This window comes from Mucilaginibacter sp. CAU 1740 (genome assembly GCF_039839285.1).
Classification (GTDB): domain Bacteria; phylum Bacteroidota; class Bacteroidia; order Sphingobacteriales; family Sphingobacteriaceae; genus Mucilaginibacter.
Window position 1 is genome coordinate 113,453 of sequence record NZ_JBDOQS010000014.1, and the last position, 19,960, is coordinate 133,412.

Below are 19,960 nucleotides of genomic sequence, written 5' to 3' on the forward strand. Positions count from 1 at the left end.
TGTTTTTGAATGAGGCGTTTTATAAAAAAGAACTTAAGAACTTATATAATTTATTTAACAGCTTTTGGCTGTATCGTGTTTCTGTTTTGTAGTAATTATGAAACTGTAATAATGCCTTCTATTTATAAACACGATGAAAAGCTTGTTTCATCGCTTTTATGTATAGCCGAGTATCCCGTTATAGAGCCTGTTAAGATAAATTTTCAGGATGAAAAAACCGTGCCTCCCCCTGGGTGGCTTAAGGATTTTGGAGGCCAGTTTGAAAACAGACCGGGGGTTTATGAAGGTTCGCAATTAATGTACGGCTGGAAACGCGTTGACAGTGGAAGGCCTGTAGATATAACCGGTAACGGACGCGCAAGAAATGAACCCGAAGATGTTTTGTTATCAACCTTCGTACACATGCAGGCCAACGATATCAATAGCCTCTTTTATGGGATTTTTAAGGGAAAAAGAATAGATAGCTATTGGGAATTAAAACTATTGAACGGCGTATATAAAGTTACTGTAGCTGTAGGTGATGGTGAAGTTGGCCGGGCACCTGAAAAGGATTGCATTAATGTTGAAGGGGTGAAAACCATCTACAATTTTACACCAATAGGTCATATACGTAGCCCGGGAAGGTTTAAAACATCTACCGTTACGGTTACTGTTAGCGATGGTGCATTAACGATAGATGCAATAGGGGGAACCAATACCAAGATTTGTTATGTTGAAGTAGATCCTATCAGTATATCGCCATATGTTTACCTATCAGCAGGATCTCAGAACCTTTTAGTTGATAAGAATAATAAGGACAGTAATACCGTAGATGTTATTCTGCATAATTCACTAAGTACCAATATAAAATATGATGTATCAACCACCTATGATAAGGAAAGCAATGGGGTACGATGGTTAAATAAATTGAAGAACGTTACGGGGGCGGTTGACTCTGTTGTAACCTTTGATTATTCTGCCGCGAGAGCAATGCCGGTAGGTACCTATACAGCTACTGTGCATGTTGCGGCTAAAGGATACAATAATGCGGTTATAAATTTGGCATTGCGGGTTGTGGATCATAAGCGGCCTTATGTTATATCTTCCACACCAATAAATGGTTCACGAGTAACCTACAACAATGTTACTATAGCAGCCAATAACCTGTTTGTACCTGTTGCCAAAGGGGTGAAAGGAGGGGTTAATAATTCAACAATAACCAACGAAACCGTCAAGCTTTTAAAAATAGGGAACGGGGAGAGTATAGAAGTTGCCGGAACAGTGCAGGGTACGGGCGGGGGAGACGCGATTAGCTTTTCGCCTGCTAAGCCGCTTGAACCAAATACCATTTATAAGTTTGTGATAACAAGCGGTGTAAAATCATATGCAGGGGCTTCTTTCATGCCTTTCGAAACCGCATTCTCAACCGTTTCGGCACCTGTTGATTCTTCAAATCTTATCAACGCTTCGTTTACTAAAATATCCATCCCAGGTACTCAAAATAAAAAATACACCTCGCTAACATTTGGTCCCGATGGGAAATTCTACGCGTTGAAAATGGACGGCAGCATAGAGCGATTTGATGTAGACCATGTAAGCGGGATGTTAACCAATATGACACTCATCAATACCATGGTTGCCAAATATGGCGAAACTACGGCTATTGGCTTAACATTCGACCCAAGTTCGACTCCTACTAACCTCGTGGCATGGGTATCATTCTCTTCATCGGGACTTACCTCGGCACCAGTGTTTGATGGTAACATCAGCAGGCTTAGTGGAACGGATTTGAAAGATGAACGGCTTATGGTTACAAAATTACCGCGATCAACAAGAGATCATATGGTGAACAGTATGGCTTTCGGCCCAGATAGTGCCTTATATATATCGGTAGGTAGCAACAGTTCGGCAGGGGAATATGATAAGGGGTGGCAAAGAGATGAAACGCTTCTGGCCGGCGCAATTTTAAGGCTTGATTTAAAAAAGTTGAAAAATATCAAGCTGCCACTTAACGTACAAACCACGGCAACTCAAAGCCTGATAAACCAGGCGTCTGACGTTGCAATGAAATTACCGGACGGTACCTATAATCCTTATTGCGCGGCAGCGCCGCTTACCATCTTCGCTTCCGGGATCCGGAATGCATATGATATGGTTTGGCACACCAATGGGCAGTTATACGTTCCGGCTAATGGATCTGGTGGCGGTGGCAATTCGCCAGCATCTGTTAAAGGCACCAGACGACCGGATGGTTCATATTACACAGGGCCGGAAATCCCCTCTACCAGGAACGTACCTGTTCAGCACGATTGGTTATTCCGGATAAACCCGAATAAGCCGGTTGGTTTCTTCGGACATCCCAACCCTTTGCGCGGCGAGTATGTAATTAACCGTGGTTCTGTAGATAATCCTAACTATCAGCCAAACACAAAACCTGATATCAATTATAGAGGTGCTGCGTATGATTTTGGTTTTAATAAATCGCCAAATGGTGTAATTGAATACAAGAGCAACAATTTTAACGGAACTCTTAAAGGGAAACTACTGGTTTGCAGGTTTAGTGGCGGCGGCGATATAATGGTTTTAGAGCCAGGCACAATGACAAAGCAAAACAACAAAGCTTCATTAGCCGATGATCACATTTTTGACATATCCCGTGCAGCAACCGGTGTAAGCAATTATGGACTTGAAGGTATGAATGGATTTGCTAATCCTTTGGATCTGGTAGAGGATACCTTAACCGGTAATTTATACGTAAGTGAGTTTAACTGGAACGAGAACCCAAATTCTATCTCACAAATAACACTTTTAAAAGCCAACAAGAAAAATATAGATCAACCTAAACCAACTGTTTATGCATCAGATAAGCATTGATATAGCCGGGAGAAGGTTATTAAGCGAGTTACATTTTTAAGCCAGAAATTTTAACATATTATATGATCCCTTCACAATTTAAATCCTCCTTTCCATGAAAAAAAACAGGTACATTTTACTCAGTAACTCTACGTATAAGCGGTGCTGCAATGTTTTAATTTTATGCTGCCTGGCAATCAACTGTGCTTATGGTTCAGATAAAGTAGCCGTGAAAGGTTTAGGGACAAATATTGCAGATAATGTTGCTAACCGGGCAGCAGATGGCTGCCCACTTGTAAGTACGCTGCCTTGTTCGGCAATTACAGTAGGTTTGCCTTATAGTTTATCATTTACCAGCAGCGTGGCCTCTACCATTTTAGATAAAAATGGATTAGGTACTGGCTTTACTACTGTTAACAATTACTCAGGCACAAGACTGCCTGACGATGGTACACCCACCGATGCTACTGTACCTGGTTATGTACCCTCAAAAATAACTTTAACAGGAGGGAGGCTTCAGATTGTTACTAATAAAGGTATCGACATACTTACAAACAATAATCAGTTAAATGTGCTTGGGGCGAAAATTACAGCCGTGCAAAAGTTACAGTTAGATGTAAAAATTATTAATCCTGCAAATGGAACCCTATCACAACAAGGCGGTTTATGGTATGGACTAAATGATAAAACCTATATTAAGCTGGATATCAGCGGAAACAAGGTAGAATTAAGAAAAGAACTAAACGACGTTACGAGTTCTGCCGCTGGCACTTCAAATCCTGATCAAAGGATCACCGCTGTAATTAGCAATCTTAATACTCAAACCGTTAGTTTACGATTGATAATTGATTCAGCTACAAATACCGCAGAAGGTTTTTATTCTGTAGATGGCGTAAATTTTATAAGCACGGGTGCCGGATATTCGACTACCGGATTAAATATTGCCGGAATGGGTTTAACTACGGGCGAACAGTTTATAGGTATTTTCGCAACCCATCGTAATTCTACTACATCTTCAACCTATAATTTTGATGACTTTGCGGCAAGTAGCATTGCGGTCTCAACTCCAGCAACCACTAATATTGATTTTTTACCGGCTGGTTCTGCGGTTCCTGCAGGTTTTACGGCAGATAATGGATTGCCTTACGACGCCACAAGAAAATACGGATGGATCACACCGGTAACCAAAGTACCGGTAGATCTGAGTGCCAACATGCGATTGCGTACAGGTACTGCCGATGCGAAATTAAGGTCGGTTGTTCAAATGCAAGCCAGTACCGCCGGACAAAATCCTGGTACATGGGAATATGCAGTGCCAAATGGAAAGTACACTGTAACAGTGAGTGCTGGCGATGATGGTTTTTACGACAGTAACCACCAAATTAATGTAGAAGGTTTACCTGCAATAAGTGATTTTACACCTTCGTCCGCAAATAAATACAGGTCGGGCACAGCTACGGTCCAGGTAAGTGACGGCAAATTAACTATCGATGCTAATGGTGGCGTAAATACCAAAATGAATTATCTCACATTTGCGCCTTTTAGCGTTGTAACAGATAATACCGCTCCAACGGCCAGCGTTAGGGCAACCGGCACCTTAAAATCAACTGGCGTGTATTCTGATTTGGCGAAAGTTTATATCACTGCAAACGATGCCGGCGGATCTGGATTGAGCTCATTACAATATTCGATAAATAACGGTGCCTATGTTAATTATACTGCCCCGTTTTTCGTTACGGCTTCCGGGGCTTACAAAATACAGGTAAAAGCAACAGATGGTAACAATAACCAGTTAATTACAACCGGATACAATTTCAGTATTGCCCCTTCTTCGGGAGCATTTATGGTATTGAACAATCCAGATCTTTTTCCAAGTAATGATCGTTTGGTTTTTTCGTTGATCCAAACGCCATGGAGAAGAACAAGCCCGGATACTACTCCTTACAATGCAAATCACAATAAGGTAAAACTTCGCATAAATAACAAAGGTACGGGTAACCTGGTGTTAAGTAACCTAATTTTATCAAATAGCGCGGCCTGGAAAATAGCGTCTGTTAATACAGATACTAATAGTACTGTTCCGATAAGCATCGCTCCGGCTTCATTTGCGGACGTTACCGTACAGTTTATTGCTAAAAACGCGGCAACGAGACTGAAAGTTTTTACCGATACTTTAACCATAGCGAGCAATGACAGCATTAATCCGTTAAAAAAAGTTGTATTAAGCGGAATATGGCAGGGAGCTGGCGAGGATATAAACGAACCTTATGCCCAGCAAATTATAAGCGCGTTTGGCTTTAAAACAAATACAGGTTACGCGCACGACGATGGAAATGTAAAAGGCACAACAAGAGTGCCTAACTCCAGCGAAGTAAACGCGGCCTATTTTGTAGCTGCTGATCCGAGTAAGCCGGTAACGGTGTATCAATTGGCGGCTTATCATAACTGCTGCGCGGCGGTAGAAACGTTTACTTATTACAAAAAAGGATCAAGTACGCTCACTGCATTGTTTGCGCATAGTAATTTAGATGGCCAATCTATTTTACCCAGGCTGCTAAACACTGCGAACGGAACGGCAAGAGGTACACTTAACTTAACAGGTTCGTTCGGTTTTAAAGTGGGCTCCTCATACTCCGATCGTACTAAAAATTTTAACGGCCTTATTGGTATGAGATTTTTAAAGGTGTTTGGTGAGGATGGTAATATTATACCTGATGCCTACATTTTGGATTGCGATTATTTAGGCACTGCCGTCACTAACTATGATTACCAGGATAATGTTTATTACGTTGATAATATCAAACCTGATTCCGGTTCTGTACATCACTCTGAATTAGCTGCATTGCCCAAAACTGCTGTTAACTTCGATCCAATTAATACAGGCGCAACTACATCGTTTTTGTTGACGCTCAAAAACCAGGGGATCACTTATCCTGACGGAACCGGCGATTCGCCAATAACATTAAAAAGCGCTGTTATCTCAGGCCCAGATGCTTCAGAGTTTAGCGTAAGCGCGCTAAAAACTTTTACGTTAGCCGAGCAGGCAACTACTACGCTCACCGTTAGGTTTACACCAACTTCGGTAGGTATAAAAAATGCAGCTTTACTTGTAAATTATAACAGCGGGGTTTCGCCGTTAAGGGTACCGTTATATGGAATTGCCAATAATGCAAATAGTACGGTTAGTGTTGTAAAACGGATCAAAGGTGGTTCGGATGTAAACTTAACCATAGGCAACCAGGTTTACGAGTCGGATAAAAATTACCGCCAGGGATCGATCAAGTTTGATTCGCAGCCAGTAGTTACCGGAGTTGCTGGAACCGATATTGATTCGTTATATATAAGTTATTTATCGGCAGCGGTAGATAAGGGACAAACGCGTTATGAAATTCCTGTAACAAATGGCGATTATTTAGTTAGGTTACATTTTGTTGAGAACTTTTGGACCGTACCTGGCTCGCGGATCTTTAATGCTACAATAGAAAACAAAGTAGGCTTGCAGAATTTTGACATTTTTAGCGAGGTTGGCTACCGGACGGCGTTAGTTAAAGATTTTGCTGCTACCGTAACAGATGGTTCATTGAGCATAAAATTTGATCCTACTGCAGATCGTGTAGCATTAGCTGGCCTTGAGTTGTTCAAAATCAATGCAATACCATCTTTGTTTGCCAAAGCATTAGCCACTCCCTTGGCACCGGCTATCACCGATAAAAATATAACGCTATTTCCTAACCCAAACTCGGGAGGGGCTTTTAGCCTAAACGCGGCTAATTTTCCAGTAAACGAATCTGTGCAATTATCAATAAGCAGCATGAGCGGTAAATTGATCCAAACCGAAACGTTCACTACCGATCAGTCTGGTGCAGCAGGAGTATATGTTACCTTAAAAAGCAAGTTACAGCGCGGTGTATATATAATTAATACACACTCTTCGTCCGGAAGTCTTTATGCTAAATTGTTAGTGCAATAACAGGACTGTTTTTTTAGTGTTCATAGAGCTGAATTTGGCATGTTACGTGTCAGATTCAGCTCTTTTTTTTGCTGTATTTCAAGTATACAGAAATCATTCATTTCATTGCCAAATACGGTTGCCAAACACAGTTTCACACCTATTCTCACAATTTTACATTAAAGTATCAATACCAAAAATCAGGCTCTAATAATTGATATTTTGATAATATTTGTTGGAGATCAATGTAAAAATACTTCAATAAGCATTGAAATATTAAATTGATTGCAACCTATGTTAAAAAAATGTTACTCTGTGAGTGAGATGGCGAAGCTTTATCAAAACCAATAAAATTCATGTTTTGTAAAAAGTTTTATAAGCCTTAATAAGTACAACCAAAAACAACAATAAATATTTATTCATGGAAAATAACCGTTACTTCCTTGCTTCATTTATTGCACTTGTCACTATTCTGGCATGTTCATGCAGCAGCACAAAAAAGCTGATATACGTACAGGATGCTTCTCAAGCATCTACCCCGGCACCTTTAGCTATTGGCAATTACACAGAACCGGTAATTAGGCCGGATGATATCCTGGCTATCAATATAAATACAACAGACCCTAACGCCACTTTAAGCATCAATAGTAAAAATGGTGTTTACGTTAATGGTGGTACCTCAACTAATGGTTCGTCTAATCCGCTTGCAGGTTATTTGGTAGACAAAGATGGCAACGTTGATATCCCGGTGCTTGGAACTATAAAACTTGGCGGTTTAACCACGTTTGAGGCTAAGAAAAGTTTAAAAGCCCTCGCAAAAAAATCGTTTGAGAACCCGATAGTTGATGTTAGGTTTTCAAACTTTAAAATTACTGTTTTGGGCGAGGTAAGTCATCCTGCTGCCTATATACTTCCTAATGAACAGGTAACAATTTTTGATGCCTTAGGGTATGCTGGTGACCTTACCATTTATGGCCGCCGCACAAATGTATTACTTATTCGTAAGGGTGTTAATGGGAATGACGTATCTGTAAGGTTGGATATGACCAAAAAGGATTTTTTAAACTCTCCTTATTATTACTTGAAACAGAACGATATTTTATACGTGGAACCACTTAAAACTAAAGTTCTTAACAACGATAGTAACCTGATAAAATACCTGTCTTTGGCTGCCACATTACTTACCGCCGGGATACTTGCCAAGCGTTATTGGTAAAAGCCGCTTTTATATTAATTATTCCTTGATCTACTAATTCACCAGAAAAACAGATGAAAAAAAGATATTTAAACGGAAGCGATAAAAATGACAATAAATTTATTACCCAGCTTAAATCTTATTGGTATTTATATTTATTGTGCCCGGTACTATTTGTAACATTAGCGTATTTTTTTACAGTTTATGCCACGCAACAGTACCTGGTTAGCAGCACTATGCTTTTGCAACAGCAACCCAATAATCCGGATGCCAGTTCGGCCTATGCAAATGGAGGAGCAGCTGCGGCATTAAACGTTAACGAGATCATAAAAAATGAAGGTGATGTGCTTAGATCGCGTAACCTTATCCAGGAAGTAGAGCAAAAGCTGCACCTTAACGTTAAAGTATTTGCGAACAGCGGCATATTTGGTACGGAGATTTATGATCAAGCTCCTTTTGATGTAAAGATAACAAAAGCTAAAGTCGACTCTTTGAGAAAGCGGGAGTACGTAATTACTATAGTAGACGGCAACCATATAAATGTTGCTAATCCGAAGGAAAAAGTGGACTTAAATGTAGGTTACGGCGATACTATCAGTTTGCCTCAATATAACCTGGTAATTGCCAAAAAACCGGGCGTGACGGCTTTACAAACCGAGTACTCTACACAAATTGTATCTGATGATGACGCTATAGCCGATATTACCCGAAACTATGACGCCGATTTTATAGATAAAGGCACCACTACCGTCGCGCTTACGTTGTATTACCCAAATTCAAAAAAAGGTGAGGTTATATTACAAGCGATAATGAACCAATATCTACAGGATAATCTCGAGCAGAAGAAGCAATCTATCGATAGCACCATTAATTTTATTAATTCCCGTTTAAGCGTTGTAGAAGGCGAGTTGACTAACGTTGAAAAAAACTATCAGGCTTATCGCAGTTCCAATAACATTGCAGATCTTGATGAACAATCCAAAGTACTGGTAGGTTCTGCAAGCGAAAACACCAATAAGTATCAGCAGCAACAGATTCAGTTATCTATCATTAAAGATTTAAAAAGCAGGTTAAATGACCCTAACAATAAACAGGTTATACCAAGCTCGTTAAATATTCAAAATGCATCATTTGCCGCAAGTTTATCTCAATACAACAACCTTTTAAATGAAAGGATTAAACAACGTTTATCTTTTACAGAAACAAACCCTGTAATAGTTAATATAGATCAGCAAATACAAACGGTAAGGCATAACTTATTGCAAAGCATCGATAGCTACAAGAATGAAATGGTGTTAAACAGTTCGGGTATCAATGCCCAGACCAACATGCTGAGTAACTTTATTAAACAGGTTCCGGGAAAACAGCGTACCATCATGGATTATACCAGGCAGCAGGAACTTAAACAGCAATTATATGTTTACCTGTTGCAAAAAAGAGAAGAAACTTCGATGGCTAAGGCCGCTAATATATCTTACTCGAGGGTAATTGATAACGCAAAAAGTTCTAAAGACCCAGCTAAGCCTATTAAGCCGCTTATTTACGTAATGGGCTTTTTTATGGGAATAATAGTTCCTTTTGGATTGGTTAACTCTAAGAAACTCATACAGTCAAAAATTATATCTGAAGGTGATATTGAACAGCAAACCGATGTTGCCATTATAGGCAAAATTGGGCACCAATCGCTAAAACTTAATTCAAAATCAGATCAGCTATCCAGAACCCAGGTTGCAGAAAGCATGCGCACTTTGCGAACCAAGCTGAGAAACATATTAGATAGCGGACAATCGAGTGTTATTATGGTTACTTCAAGTGTGAACGGAGAAGGAAAAACCTTTTTAACCAGGAACCTTGGTGGAACTTTTGCAATTGCCGGAAAAAAGGTGTTGATGATAGAACTTGACCTTAGGAAGCCTAAGCTTTCAAGCATGTTAGATATAGACAACAATGATCTTGGCTTTTCTAATTACGTTTTAGATGATATTGATGCCGACCGGCTTATCAAACCAAGTGGATTTGATGATAACTGTTTTATAATAACTTCAGGACCGGTTGTTTCAAATGCCAGTGAACTCTTACTGACAGATAAATTGGGCAAACTTATAACTGAAATGAGGGATAAGTTTGACTACGTTATTATAGATAGTTCGCCCGTTGGGCTTGTATCGGATGCTTTAGTAATTCAAAAGCATGTAGACATGACCATTTACGTTTGCAGGCATAATTATACAAACAGATCTCAGATCGAGATCATAAACGAGATGAAGCAGAAAGATAACGTAGATAATTTGTACGTGGTTATTAACGACGTCAACTTTTCAAAATCCGGTTATTTTGGATATGGATACGGCATAGGTTACGGAGATTGATCCATCATTATTTCATCAGTATAATATCACCTATAACATTTCTGGAAAACTAAACTTTATGATGAAATTATCATTCATGGTTTGCTGGTATATGCTACTATTTTATACATGCAGTGCTCAAGATAATAAATCGCAGTTTATATGGGGTATAAACGGGCATCCCTTAACACAGCAAGACTACAGTAACATCGATGATCAGATAACTGCGTTAAACGACCTTAATGTGAGTAGCTATCGATTTGACGTAGTGCTGAATAAGGACGGCTATGCGAAAAAACAAGATGATTTTATAAAGCTGTTAAAAGCCCTTAAGGGCAATAATATATTACCATTTGCTGCGGTAATGCAAACGGGATTTGGTGTTATGCAGCCAGATTCTGTTTATGCCACAGCGGTTTTACAGGGTAAAAATTTCGGTACAGCCTACGGCGACTATTTTACGGTACTTGAAGTAAATAACGAGGTAGATACCAAAATCGCTTTAAAAAATTCGCCGGGTGGAGTTGCATCCAATACGAAGTATGATACCGCAAAAAGCAAGCGTTTCATGGCCCAGATCTCGGGTTTTATAGATGGAATAAAATCCGTTAAGCCGTCGATAAAAATCTCGCTGTCGGTAAGCTTTACTCATTTTTATTATCTCAAATTATTACAGGAAAATAAGGTGAACTATGACATTATTGGCTGTCATTGGTATTCTAATATGGGTGATATGCTGGCGCAAAAACTACCTATCGCAAATGTGCTATCCTATATAAAAACTAATTTCAATAAGCCTGTCTGGATTACCGAGTTTAATCGGTTTAAAGGTACTGGTAGCGTAAGTTTTGCTATGCAGAGCCAATACATTACTGAAAGCATTCCTAAGCTGATAGCACAAAGGCAAATAGGCGCATTTTTCCTTTATGAACTTTTTGATGAACAATCCTTAGCTGCAAAGTATCCATTAGAAGCGAACTATGGCATAATGTACAGGGATCCTTCCGGAAACTTTGTTAAAAAAGATGCTTATCAAGGATATAAAACTATGATTTCCAGGCAAACAAAATAAAGTGATTGAAGGAGGCATTGAGTAGCAGTTACCAAAGCACTCAATCATCGGCCGTAATAATTTAAGTATTGCGTAAAAAATTACAAATCTCACAGCTATGAAAATTGCAATTGTACATGATGACCTGGTACGTAAAGGTGGCGCAGAACAGGTAGCTTTAAGTTTTCACCATGCATTCCCATCTGCGCCAATCTATACCCTTTCTTATGATGCTGCTAATACTTATCCGGAGTTCAGATCGTGCGATATAAGGACAAGTTGGTTTGGGAAATTCATTAAAAGGGAAAAAAACATGAAGCGGTTTTTCTATCCTCTTGGTGTTTTGGCAATGCAAAAGCTTGATTTTAGCGAATACGATGTTATACTACAGTCAACAACTCACTGTGCCAAATATGTTAAAGCCGGCGATAAAACATTGGTCATCACCTACTGCCATAATCCGTTCAGATTGGTTTGGAGTCCGGATTCTTATGAAAAAGTAAAAGAGTCTGGAAGCCTAAAAAGGAAGGTATTAAATAAAGTTTTGGCCGCCTTAAAAGATATCGATATCAAAGCTGCTGATCGTACAGATTGGTTTATTACCAACGCGCAGGAGGTTGTGCCAAGAATTGAGAAGGCTTACCATCCTAAAAAACCTATCGCTGTGATAAATCCTCCTGTAAGAATAGAGAACTTTTATGTTTCTAATTCTGTTAGCGATTACTTTTTGGTGGTATCCCGTTTTGAATCATATAAAAAGGTCGACCTGGTAATTGAGGCCTTTAACCAAATGCCAAACAAAAAGCTTTTGATAGTTGGCAAAGGTTCAAGAGAAAAAGAACTAAAGGAGATAGCTAATAATAATATAACATTTTTGAGCGGGCTTGATGCCAGCAATCTGGCCAGACTTTATGCAAACTGTAAGGCGTTCATTTTTCCGCAATTGGAAGATTATGGCATTACCCCGTTAGAGGCGAATGCATCAGGACGGCCGGTTATAGCTTTTAATAGGGGGGGAGTACTGGATACCATGATCCCTTATACCAACAATTCGATGGAAGCTACGGCGGTATTTTTTGATCAACAATCTGTTGCATCCTTAAAGGAGGCCATTTTGTTGTTTGAGCAGTTGCAATTCGATCCGGCATTTATAAGTGCCCATGCGCATACATTTGATGAAAGCCATTTTATTGAAAAAATAAAGGCCTTTGTTTTAGAAAAATATAATGGCGAAGCGCAGATACCTCAAAAGTTGCCCAAGCAAAGTGAAAAAGTTGCAGTATGAGTGTGTATTGATAAGCATTAACAGCGCAAATTGAATTAGCATGGCTGCCCAGTAAACATGCTAATAGTTACCATCCTAAAAAACATCGTTATACTCCTCAAATTTATATGGATAACGTAATTCTACAAACTGAAAAAACAGACGAACATAATATCAAGAAAGCAGGATCAGACAAGAAGGTTGTAGTATCCGGTATCTTTTGGAATTTTGTTCAGATGGTTATTAACCAAGCATTTAGCTTCTTGCTTAAGCTGGTGTTGGCAAAGTTGCTATTTCCGGGTGAGTTTGGAATAGTAGGTATGGCTACAGTATTTACCGGATTTGTGCAGGTGCTAAATGATTTGGGTGTTGGCGCTGCGTTGGTACAAAAAAAGGAAGAAACTTTACGTACAGAGCATTACCATACCGCTTTTTGGACAGGCGTTGCCTGGTCGGTTTTTTTGTTTCTTGTTATGAGTTTCGCTGTTGCGCCGCTGGCCGCAATGTTTTACAACAAACCCATTCTGGAGTCGATAGTGCCTGTGCTTAGTATAGGCATTTTAATAAGCCCGGTTAATTTGGTTCATAAAGCCCAACTTACCAAGCAAATGGATTTCAAAAAGCTGGCTTATATTGACAATGTATCGAATATAGTGGTTGGTTTAATTGCACTTGTACTGGCTTTTGAAGGGGCCGGGGTATGGGCACTGGTTTTTAACTCGGTAGGGAATGTTTTTTTTGCGATGCCTTTATTTTACAGGGCAACCAGGTGGAAACCGGCATTTATTATGGAGAAAAAGGCGTTTCAAGAGATATTTGGATTTGGTGTGTATACAACAGGATCTAATATCTTAAATTATTTATACAATAACATTGATTATTTATTGATAGGCAAACTGTTAGGCGCCTCGTCCCTTGGTTTGTACACGTTGGCTTTTGTGCTTACAGATACATTTCGTGGCAGGCTGATGGCTGTTATCAATAACGTTATGTATCCCATTTACGGTAAAAAGCAAAATGACCTGGTATCTATCAAAAAGTATTATCTAAAAGTAGTTTTAGCCAATTGTGCACTTGTTTTTCCGGTAATGATCTATTTTATAGTAGAGGGTAACCGTTTTATTACCCACGTTTTTGGTGCCAAGTGGCAGGATACAGTAGCGCCTTTACAAATTTTGTCGGGTGGCGTAATGCTGCATCTTCTGGTTAGCGGTAATACATCGTTACTAAGAGGCTTGGGGAGGCCAGGTATGGAGATGAAACAACAAGTTTTAAAAGCCTTAATATTTCTTCCTACTCTGGCATTCGGAATATATTATAATGGGCTTGTAGGTGCAGCCTGGGCAATTCTCTTTAACAAGCTTTTTGTTGTATTGATAGCACAATATGGGTTCATTTATCTGCTGCCGGTAAAGATCTCTGTAATGGACTTTTGTAAAGAGTTAAAGGCACCATTTATCGCGTCTGCGGCTTCGTTCATTATAGTTTACTTGTTGAAACTGGTTGGTGTTAATTTCATAATAAATGGAATTTGCCTCTGTATAGTATATTTTGGTTTGATTTATATGTTGATGGGCAGTGAATTAAAAGAACTTTACCGGGGATTTAAAACCAAAAGAGAGCAATCATAAGTTTATTTATGATAAAGTTTTGCTTAAGCAATGTATTACAGAACATCAATTTACCAAGCCATTTTACTCAAATTAAAATGGTAATTAACTGCTAAACCCCCTAATTCAAACTTACTTGGTCCGTTAACCTTTCACTTCAATTTACCTGTATGAACCAAAAAAAAGTTTCGATTATAATTCCTACGTATAAAGATTGGAATAGGCTATCGTTGTGCTTAAATGCCCTCGAAGCTCAAAGCTATGATTCTGATTTATTTGAAATTATTATTGTTAACAACTATCCCAATGCCAAAATTCCCGCTAATTACTTTCTTCCCAAAAATTGCCTTGTAATTGTTGAGGGAAAGCCTGGATCTTACGCTGCCCGCAATGCCGGAATTACAATGGCAACCGGCAATATCATCGGCTTTACAGATTCTGATTGCATACCCGATGTAAACTGGATTAAAAATGCTGTTCTATTTATGGAGGCAAACACGGATTGTGATAGGATAGCCGGCAGCATAAAACTATATTACCATTCAAACAAGCTGACCGAGGCTGAATTGTACGAAAAAATTTATGCCTTTAATGAAGATATATATGTTCATCAGGACGGTACCGGAGTTACAGGAAATATGTTTAGTTATCGGCACGTGTTTGACGCGGTTGGTGTTTTTAGGGATGATTTAATGTCGGGTGGCGACTACGAATGGTCTATACGAGCGAAAGATAACGGTTATAAAATAAAGTATGCCGAGGATGTTATTGTAAATCATCCTGCGAGGCAAAATATATCTGAACTCATCAAAAAAGCAAAAAAGATTGGGGGAGGGCAGTCCGGGTTTAACCCACCGCCCGATCAAAATAAGTTCCAGGCCATTGTTAGTTTCCTTTATGATCTCAGGCCGCCAATTAAAAGCATAAAATTAATAGCCCAAAAAGGTAAAGATCTTCATATAACACAAAAGGTTACTGTGTTTTACATCCGGTACTACCTCTCAATCATTACCGCTCGCGAAAAATTTACAGTAAGCTTCGGCAAAAATTCAGAACGCCAAAAAGTATTACACCACACATAAATAATCACCTTTAAAAAAAACATCATTATGAAAATTGCTATTGTGGGAACCGGCTATGTTGGTTTAGTAACCGGAACTTGTTTATCAGAAACCGGAAATGACGTTACCTGCGTTGATATTAACAAACAAAAAGTTGCGATGATGCAACAGGGCCAGCTGCCAATTTATGAGCCCGGCTTAGAGGCTCTGTTTCAAAGAAATATTATTCACGAACGGTTACGTTTTACAGATGATCTGGCAGTGGCGATTGAGCATGCGGAAGTTATATTCCTGGCATTGCCAACTCCTCCGGGGGGCGATGGCTCGGCAGATTTGAGTTATGTGCTTGGTGCGGCAAAGGATATTGCTAAACTAATAACCGATTACAAAGTGATCGTTACAAAATCTACAGTTCCGGTTGGTACAGCCGATAAAGTAAAAGCGGTGTTTCAACAACATACCGATGTTGAAGTTGCAGTAGTATCTAACCCTGAGTTTTTAAGAGAAGGTGTTGCCGTAGAGGACTTTATGAAGCCAGATAGGGTTGTTGTTGGCACCACGGACGAAAGAGCTAAAAAGCTCATGGCCGAGCTTTATGCGCCATACGTGCGCCAGGGTAACCCGGTTATTTTTATGGATGAAAGATCATCTGAATTGACCAAATATGCAGCTAACTCCTTCTTGGCCACTAAAATATCGTTTATGAATGAAATAGCGAATTTGTGCGAACTGGTTGGTGCAAACGTAGATATGGTACGTCTTGGTGTTGGCTCAGATGACCGTATAGGTAAACGCTTTTTGTTTCCGGGGATAGGTTATGGTGGCAGTTGCTTTCCAAAAGATGTACAGGCGCTTGCAAAATCGGCAGAGGATAATGAATATGATTTCAGGATACTAAACGCCGTAATGGAAACCAATACCATACAGAAGAAAATTATGGTAGAGAAGCTGAAAAAATATTACAACGACGACCTGAAAGGGAAAAAATTTGCCATTTGGGGGTTAGCCTTTAAACCCGAAACTGATGATATCAGGGAAGCACCGGCTTTGGAGATTATAGATGAGTTGGTTAATGAAGGGGCGCAGGTAATAGCATTTGATCCGGAAGCTGCTAACAATGTGAAATACCTCATCGGCGATAAGATCGGTTACGTTGATGATCACTATGAAGCTTTACCAGGCGCAGACGCATTATTGATATTAACTGAGTGGAGTATTTTCAGAAATCCAGACTTTGCGCTTATCCAAAAAAGCCTTAAAGAGAAAGTGATTTTTGATGGCCGAAATCTATATGATCTTGATAAAATGGCCGAATTAGGTTTTTATTACAATAGCATAGGCAGGAAAACTATTAATGAAACAATAACATCTACAATATCTTAATTTTAAGTTTTAAGCCACCTACCTCAAGCATTTTTAACCTTATTTATTGGCACTACACAGTTTTATACATAATGGTGCCAGAATCATAAATCGGCCGAAATAGCGGTGTGAATATTGTATTATTGTTAAAGAATTCGCCATTAGCTTATTAACTTTTGCGATTTACCTTAATAGCCTTATTATTTTTTTATTTTAAATATTTGGATAAGTTGTTATAATAACATTTTTAACCATGGTTTAATAAAAACACGCTTATGAAAACACGCTACCTTTTCTTGATTTATTTTGTGATGGCCGCTACCGATCTTGCCGTAGTTAATGTTGCGTTTTTAACTGTTATCAATTTGTTAGGTTATGAAAATGCACGCGTTGACATGGGGCTGATGATGAGCGCCAATTATCTATGGTTGCTTGCAGCTTTGTTATCCGGACTTTACACAAGCAGATCTATCCATCGTCTCGACAACATTTACAGGTTAACAGTAAAAAGTTTTATTGGATTCTCTGTTCTGTTTTTATCTTCCATGATCTTGTCTAAGGCACACCAATTCTCTTTCTCTTTTATATTTCTGTTTTATGCATCGGTGTTAGTTGGCCTTGTATTGAGTCGGGTTTTCGGTGCCGCTTTTGAACGAAACTTAAAAAAGAATTTCAAAATTACTCGCTCTGTTGCTGTAATAGGTTTGAATTCGATGGGGCTTAGGTTGGCTGGTTTTTTTCAAAATACTGATAATCACTTCTCTTTTCAGGGTTTTTTGAACCAGGAAGATAACTCTATGCTTGATAATCGCGGAGAGGTATTGCAAACCGTTAAAGAGCAGATTTTTAGCGCTGCAAATTCGGGTATCAGAGATGTTTACGTGTCCTTATCTCCTGAACGCATTACCGAATATAACAAACTGCAAGAGGAAGCAGATAAGTATTGCCTTAGGTTAAAACTTGTACCGGATATGTCAAATTCAACTGTAAATAGCTTAAAGCTAAGTTACATGGGCGATTTTGCGGTGTTAAGCAACCGTAACGAGCCATTGGAGGAGATGGAGAACAGGTTTAAAAAGAGAGTTTTTGATATCCTGTTCAGCTCGTTGGTTATTGTTTTTGTATTAAGCTGGTTATATCCTCTTATTGGTTTATTGATCAAGCTTGAAAGCCGTGGCCCGGTAATGTTTAAACAGCTGAGAAGCGGCAGGGACAATGAATCATTTTTATGCTTCAAATTTAGAAGTATGAAGGTGAACAACCAGGGAGATTTGCAGGCCACTAAAAACGATAGCAGGATTACCAAAATAGGAGCTTTTCTACGCCGTACCAGTTTGGATGAACTACCTCAGTTTTTTAACGTGTTACTTGGCGACATGAGCGTTGTTGGCCCACGCCCACATCCGCTTAACATGACAAAGCAATACAGCCAGATCATTGATAAATACATGGTAAGGCATTTCCTTAAAGCTGGCATTACTGGCTGGGCCCAGGTAAATGGTTTCAGAGGAGAAACCCAGGACCCAGCCCTTATGGAACAACGCGTTAAACACGATATCTGGTACCTTGAAAATTGGTCGATGTGGCTTGAGTTGAAAATTGTTTACAGAACGGTTTACAACGTTATTAAAGGCGAAGAAAACGCCTACTAACAAAATTTTTAACTTAATAGCAAGCGTTATGTTAATACAAAAAGTATCAGAAGCACAACTTAAAAATAAGCCTAAAATTTTGGTTATAGGCGATCTGATGATCGATCGTTATATATACGGTAACTCAAGTCGCTTATCACCCGAGGCACCGGTTCCAATCGTTAATATTCAAAACGAATCTATTACACTTGGCGGTGCGGCTAACGTAATACAAAACTTGGTTAGCTTAGGGGCCAACGTTAATGTAGCTGGTATTATTGGCAATGATAACGCCGGTATCCAGTTAATTGAGCATTTGGAGATCGATTTTTTAGATACTGATCTTATTGTAAAAGATAGTACCAGGGTTACCACTTTAAAAACCAGGATAATGGTTGGTAACCATCAACTGGTTAGGCTTGATAATGAAGTTACTCACCCAATGGCCGTCGAACTGGAGAATGAATTGATCGAGAAGATTGACGATGCTGTTCGTGAAGCCGATATTGTAGTGTTATCTGACTATAATAAAGGCCTGTTAACCGAATCGTTCACAAGCCGTGTTATAGCTTTAGCAACTTTATACGAAAAAAAGGTTATTGTTGACCCTAAAGGTCTTGACTATCGGAAGTATAAAGGAGCTTTTCTTATTAAGCCCAATAGGAAAGAGTTGGCTGAAGCTTCAAAATCTGAGAATATCAATTCGATAGAAAAATTGAAAAATGCAGCCAGCGTTATTTTTGATCAAACCGATGTACCATACATGGTGGTCACTTTATCAGAACAAGGCATGGTTTTACTCTCTCCCGATACCCATGTTGAACTGCCGGTAAAAGCTACCGAAGTTTTTGATGTTACCGGAGCAGGTGACACCGTAATATCCTGCATAGCTTATTTCGTTTCTCTTGGTATGGATCTGGAGGACGCCTGCGAGTTGGCCAATCATGCCGCTGCCATCGTGATCCGCCGCTTGGGTGCAGTTACTACTACTGTAGAAGAAATACTGGCAGATCTTGCTCAAAGCGTAAAGCAAGGTGTGCACCTGGCACATTGATCTATCTATAATAATCCTGCATCTACAAACCCGAAATTATCATGATTACTGAAGAATTGAACGATCACCGTGATGTTATCACGAAGGTGCTTGATACCCTTGTGCCCGATATTGAAGCAGCTTGTACCACTATTTGTGAAGTGATTAAAGCCGGTAACAAAGTTTTGCTTGCCGGCAATGGAGGAAGTGCTGCCGACGCACAACATATTGCGGCAGAACTTACAGGTCGATTTGTGAAAGAACGCAGACCTTTACCTGGCATAGCACTTACAACAGATACTTCAGCAATTACTGCTATTGCAAATGATTACGGCTATGATCAGGTTTTTTCGCGGCAGTTGGAAGGTTTAGCTGCTCCGGGCGATCTGTTTATAGGTATATCTACAAGTGGTAACAGTACCGGGATTATTAAAGCGTTAGATATAGCCAAGGCTTTAAATTGCAAAACACTCGGCCTATCCGGCCGCGACGGGGGGAAGATGAATGATAGTTGCGACCTGAATATCATTGTCCCGTCAAACATCACCGCCCGGATCCAGGAGATGCATATTTTGATAGGACATATTTTATGTAAAGCTGTCGATAATTTATTTGAATAATAAA

The 19,960-nt window shown here is 39.4% G+C and carries 12 protein-coding genes; all 12 read left to right on the forward strand.

What is annotated here, in order from left to right; translation table 11 throughout:
• The first annotated feature begins 111 nt into the window (after positions 1–111).
• The 12 genes from AAFN85_RS25500 (at position 112) to AAFN85_RS25555 (ending at position 19,956) form a co-directional block, all read left to right on the forward strand.
• The gene (locus AAFN85_RS25500; protein ID WP_347530642.1) at positions 112–2,853 is read left to right on the forward strand and encodes an Ig-like domain-containing protein; all 2,742 of its coding nucleotides are present in this window, start codon (positions 112–114) and stop codon (positions 2,851–2,853) included.
• A 94-nt stretch (positions 2,854–2,947) separates the two neighbouring features.
• Positions 2,948–6,802, forward strand: coding sequence for a malectin domain-containing carbohydrate-binding protein (locus AAFN85_RS25505; RefSeq protein ID WP_347530643.1), 3,855 nt, complete (start codon positions 2,948–2,950; stop codon positions 6,800–6,802).
• 400 nt (positions 6,803–7,202) lie between these two features.
• A complete protein-coding gene (locus AAFN85_RS25510) occupies positions 7,203–7,997 on the forward strand; it encodes a polysaccharide biosynthesis/export family protein (protein ID WP_347530644.1) in 795 nt (264 codons plus the stop codon).
• Between the two features lie 53 nt (positions 7,998–8,050).
• Complete coding sequence (locus AAFN85_RS25515; RefSeq protein WP_347530645.1) at positions 8,051–10,345, forward strand: polysaccharide biosynthesis tyrosine autokinase; 2,295 nt, start codon at positions 8,051–8,053, stop codon at positions 10,343–10,345.
• A 58-nt stretch (positions 10,346–10,403) separates the two neighbouring features.
• Positions 10,404–11,396 (forward strand): glycosyl hydrolase, encoded by a 993-nt coding sequence (locus AAFN85_RS25520; protein WP_347530646.1) that lies wholly within the window; start codon positions 10,404–10,406, stop codon positions 11,394–11,396.
• A 97-nt stretch (positions 11,397–11,493) separates the two neighbouring features.
• Positions 11,494–12,660 carry a glycosyltransferase gene (locus AAFN85_RS25525; RefSeq protein ID WP_347530648.1) on the forward strand — a complete coding sequence of 389 codons (1,167 nt, stop codon included), beginning with the start codon at positions 11,494–11,496 and terminating at the stop codon, positions 12,658–12,660.
• A 107-nt stretch (positions 12,661–12,767) separates the two neighbouring features.
• Positions 12,768–14,270, forward strand: coding sequence for a lipopolysaccharide biosynthesis protein (locus AAFN85_RS25530; protein ID WP_347530649.1), 1,503 nt, complete (start codon positions 12,768–12,770; stop codon positions 14,268–14,270).
• 149 nt (positions 14,271–14,419) lie between these two features.
• On the forward strand, positions 14,420–15,331 hold the full coding sequence (locus AAFN85_RS25535; RefSeq protein WP_347530651.1) for a glycosyltransferase family A protein: 912 nt from the start codon (positions 14,420–14,422) through the stop codon (positions 15,329–15,331).
• Positions 15,332–15,358: 27 nt separating this feature from the next.
• Entirely contained in the window at positions 15,359–16,693 is a 1,335-nt protein-coding gene (locus tag AAFN85_RS25540; protein WP_347530653.1) for a UDP-glucose/GDP-mannose dehydrogenase family protein, read from the forward strand.
• A 254-nt stretch (positions 16,694–16,947) separates the two neighbouring features.
• Entirely contained in the window at positions 16,948–18,324 is a 1,377-nt protein-coding gene (locus tag AAFN85_RS25545; protein WP_347530654.1) for an undecaprenyl-phosphate glucose phosphotransferase, read from the forward strand.
• A gap of 28 nt (positions 18,325–18,352) precedes the next feature.
• Positions 18,353–19,357, forward strand: a complete 1,005-nt coding sequence (rfaE1, locus tag AAFN85_RS25550; protein ID WP_347530656.1) for a D-glycero-beta-D-manno-heptose-7-phosphate kinase — start codon at positions 18,353–18,355, stop codon at positions 19,355–19,357.
• Between the two features lie 41 nt (positions 19,358–19,398).
• Entirely contained in the window at positions 19,399–19,956 is a 558-nt protein-coding gene (locus tag AAFN85_RS25555; RefSeq protein ID WP_347530658.1) for a D-sedoheptulose 7-phosphate isomerase, read from the forward strand.
• Positions 19,957–19,960: the final 4 nt, after the last annotated feature.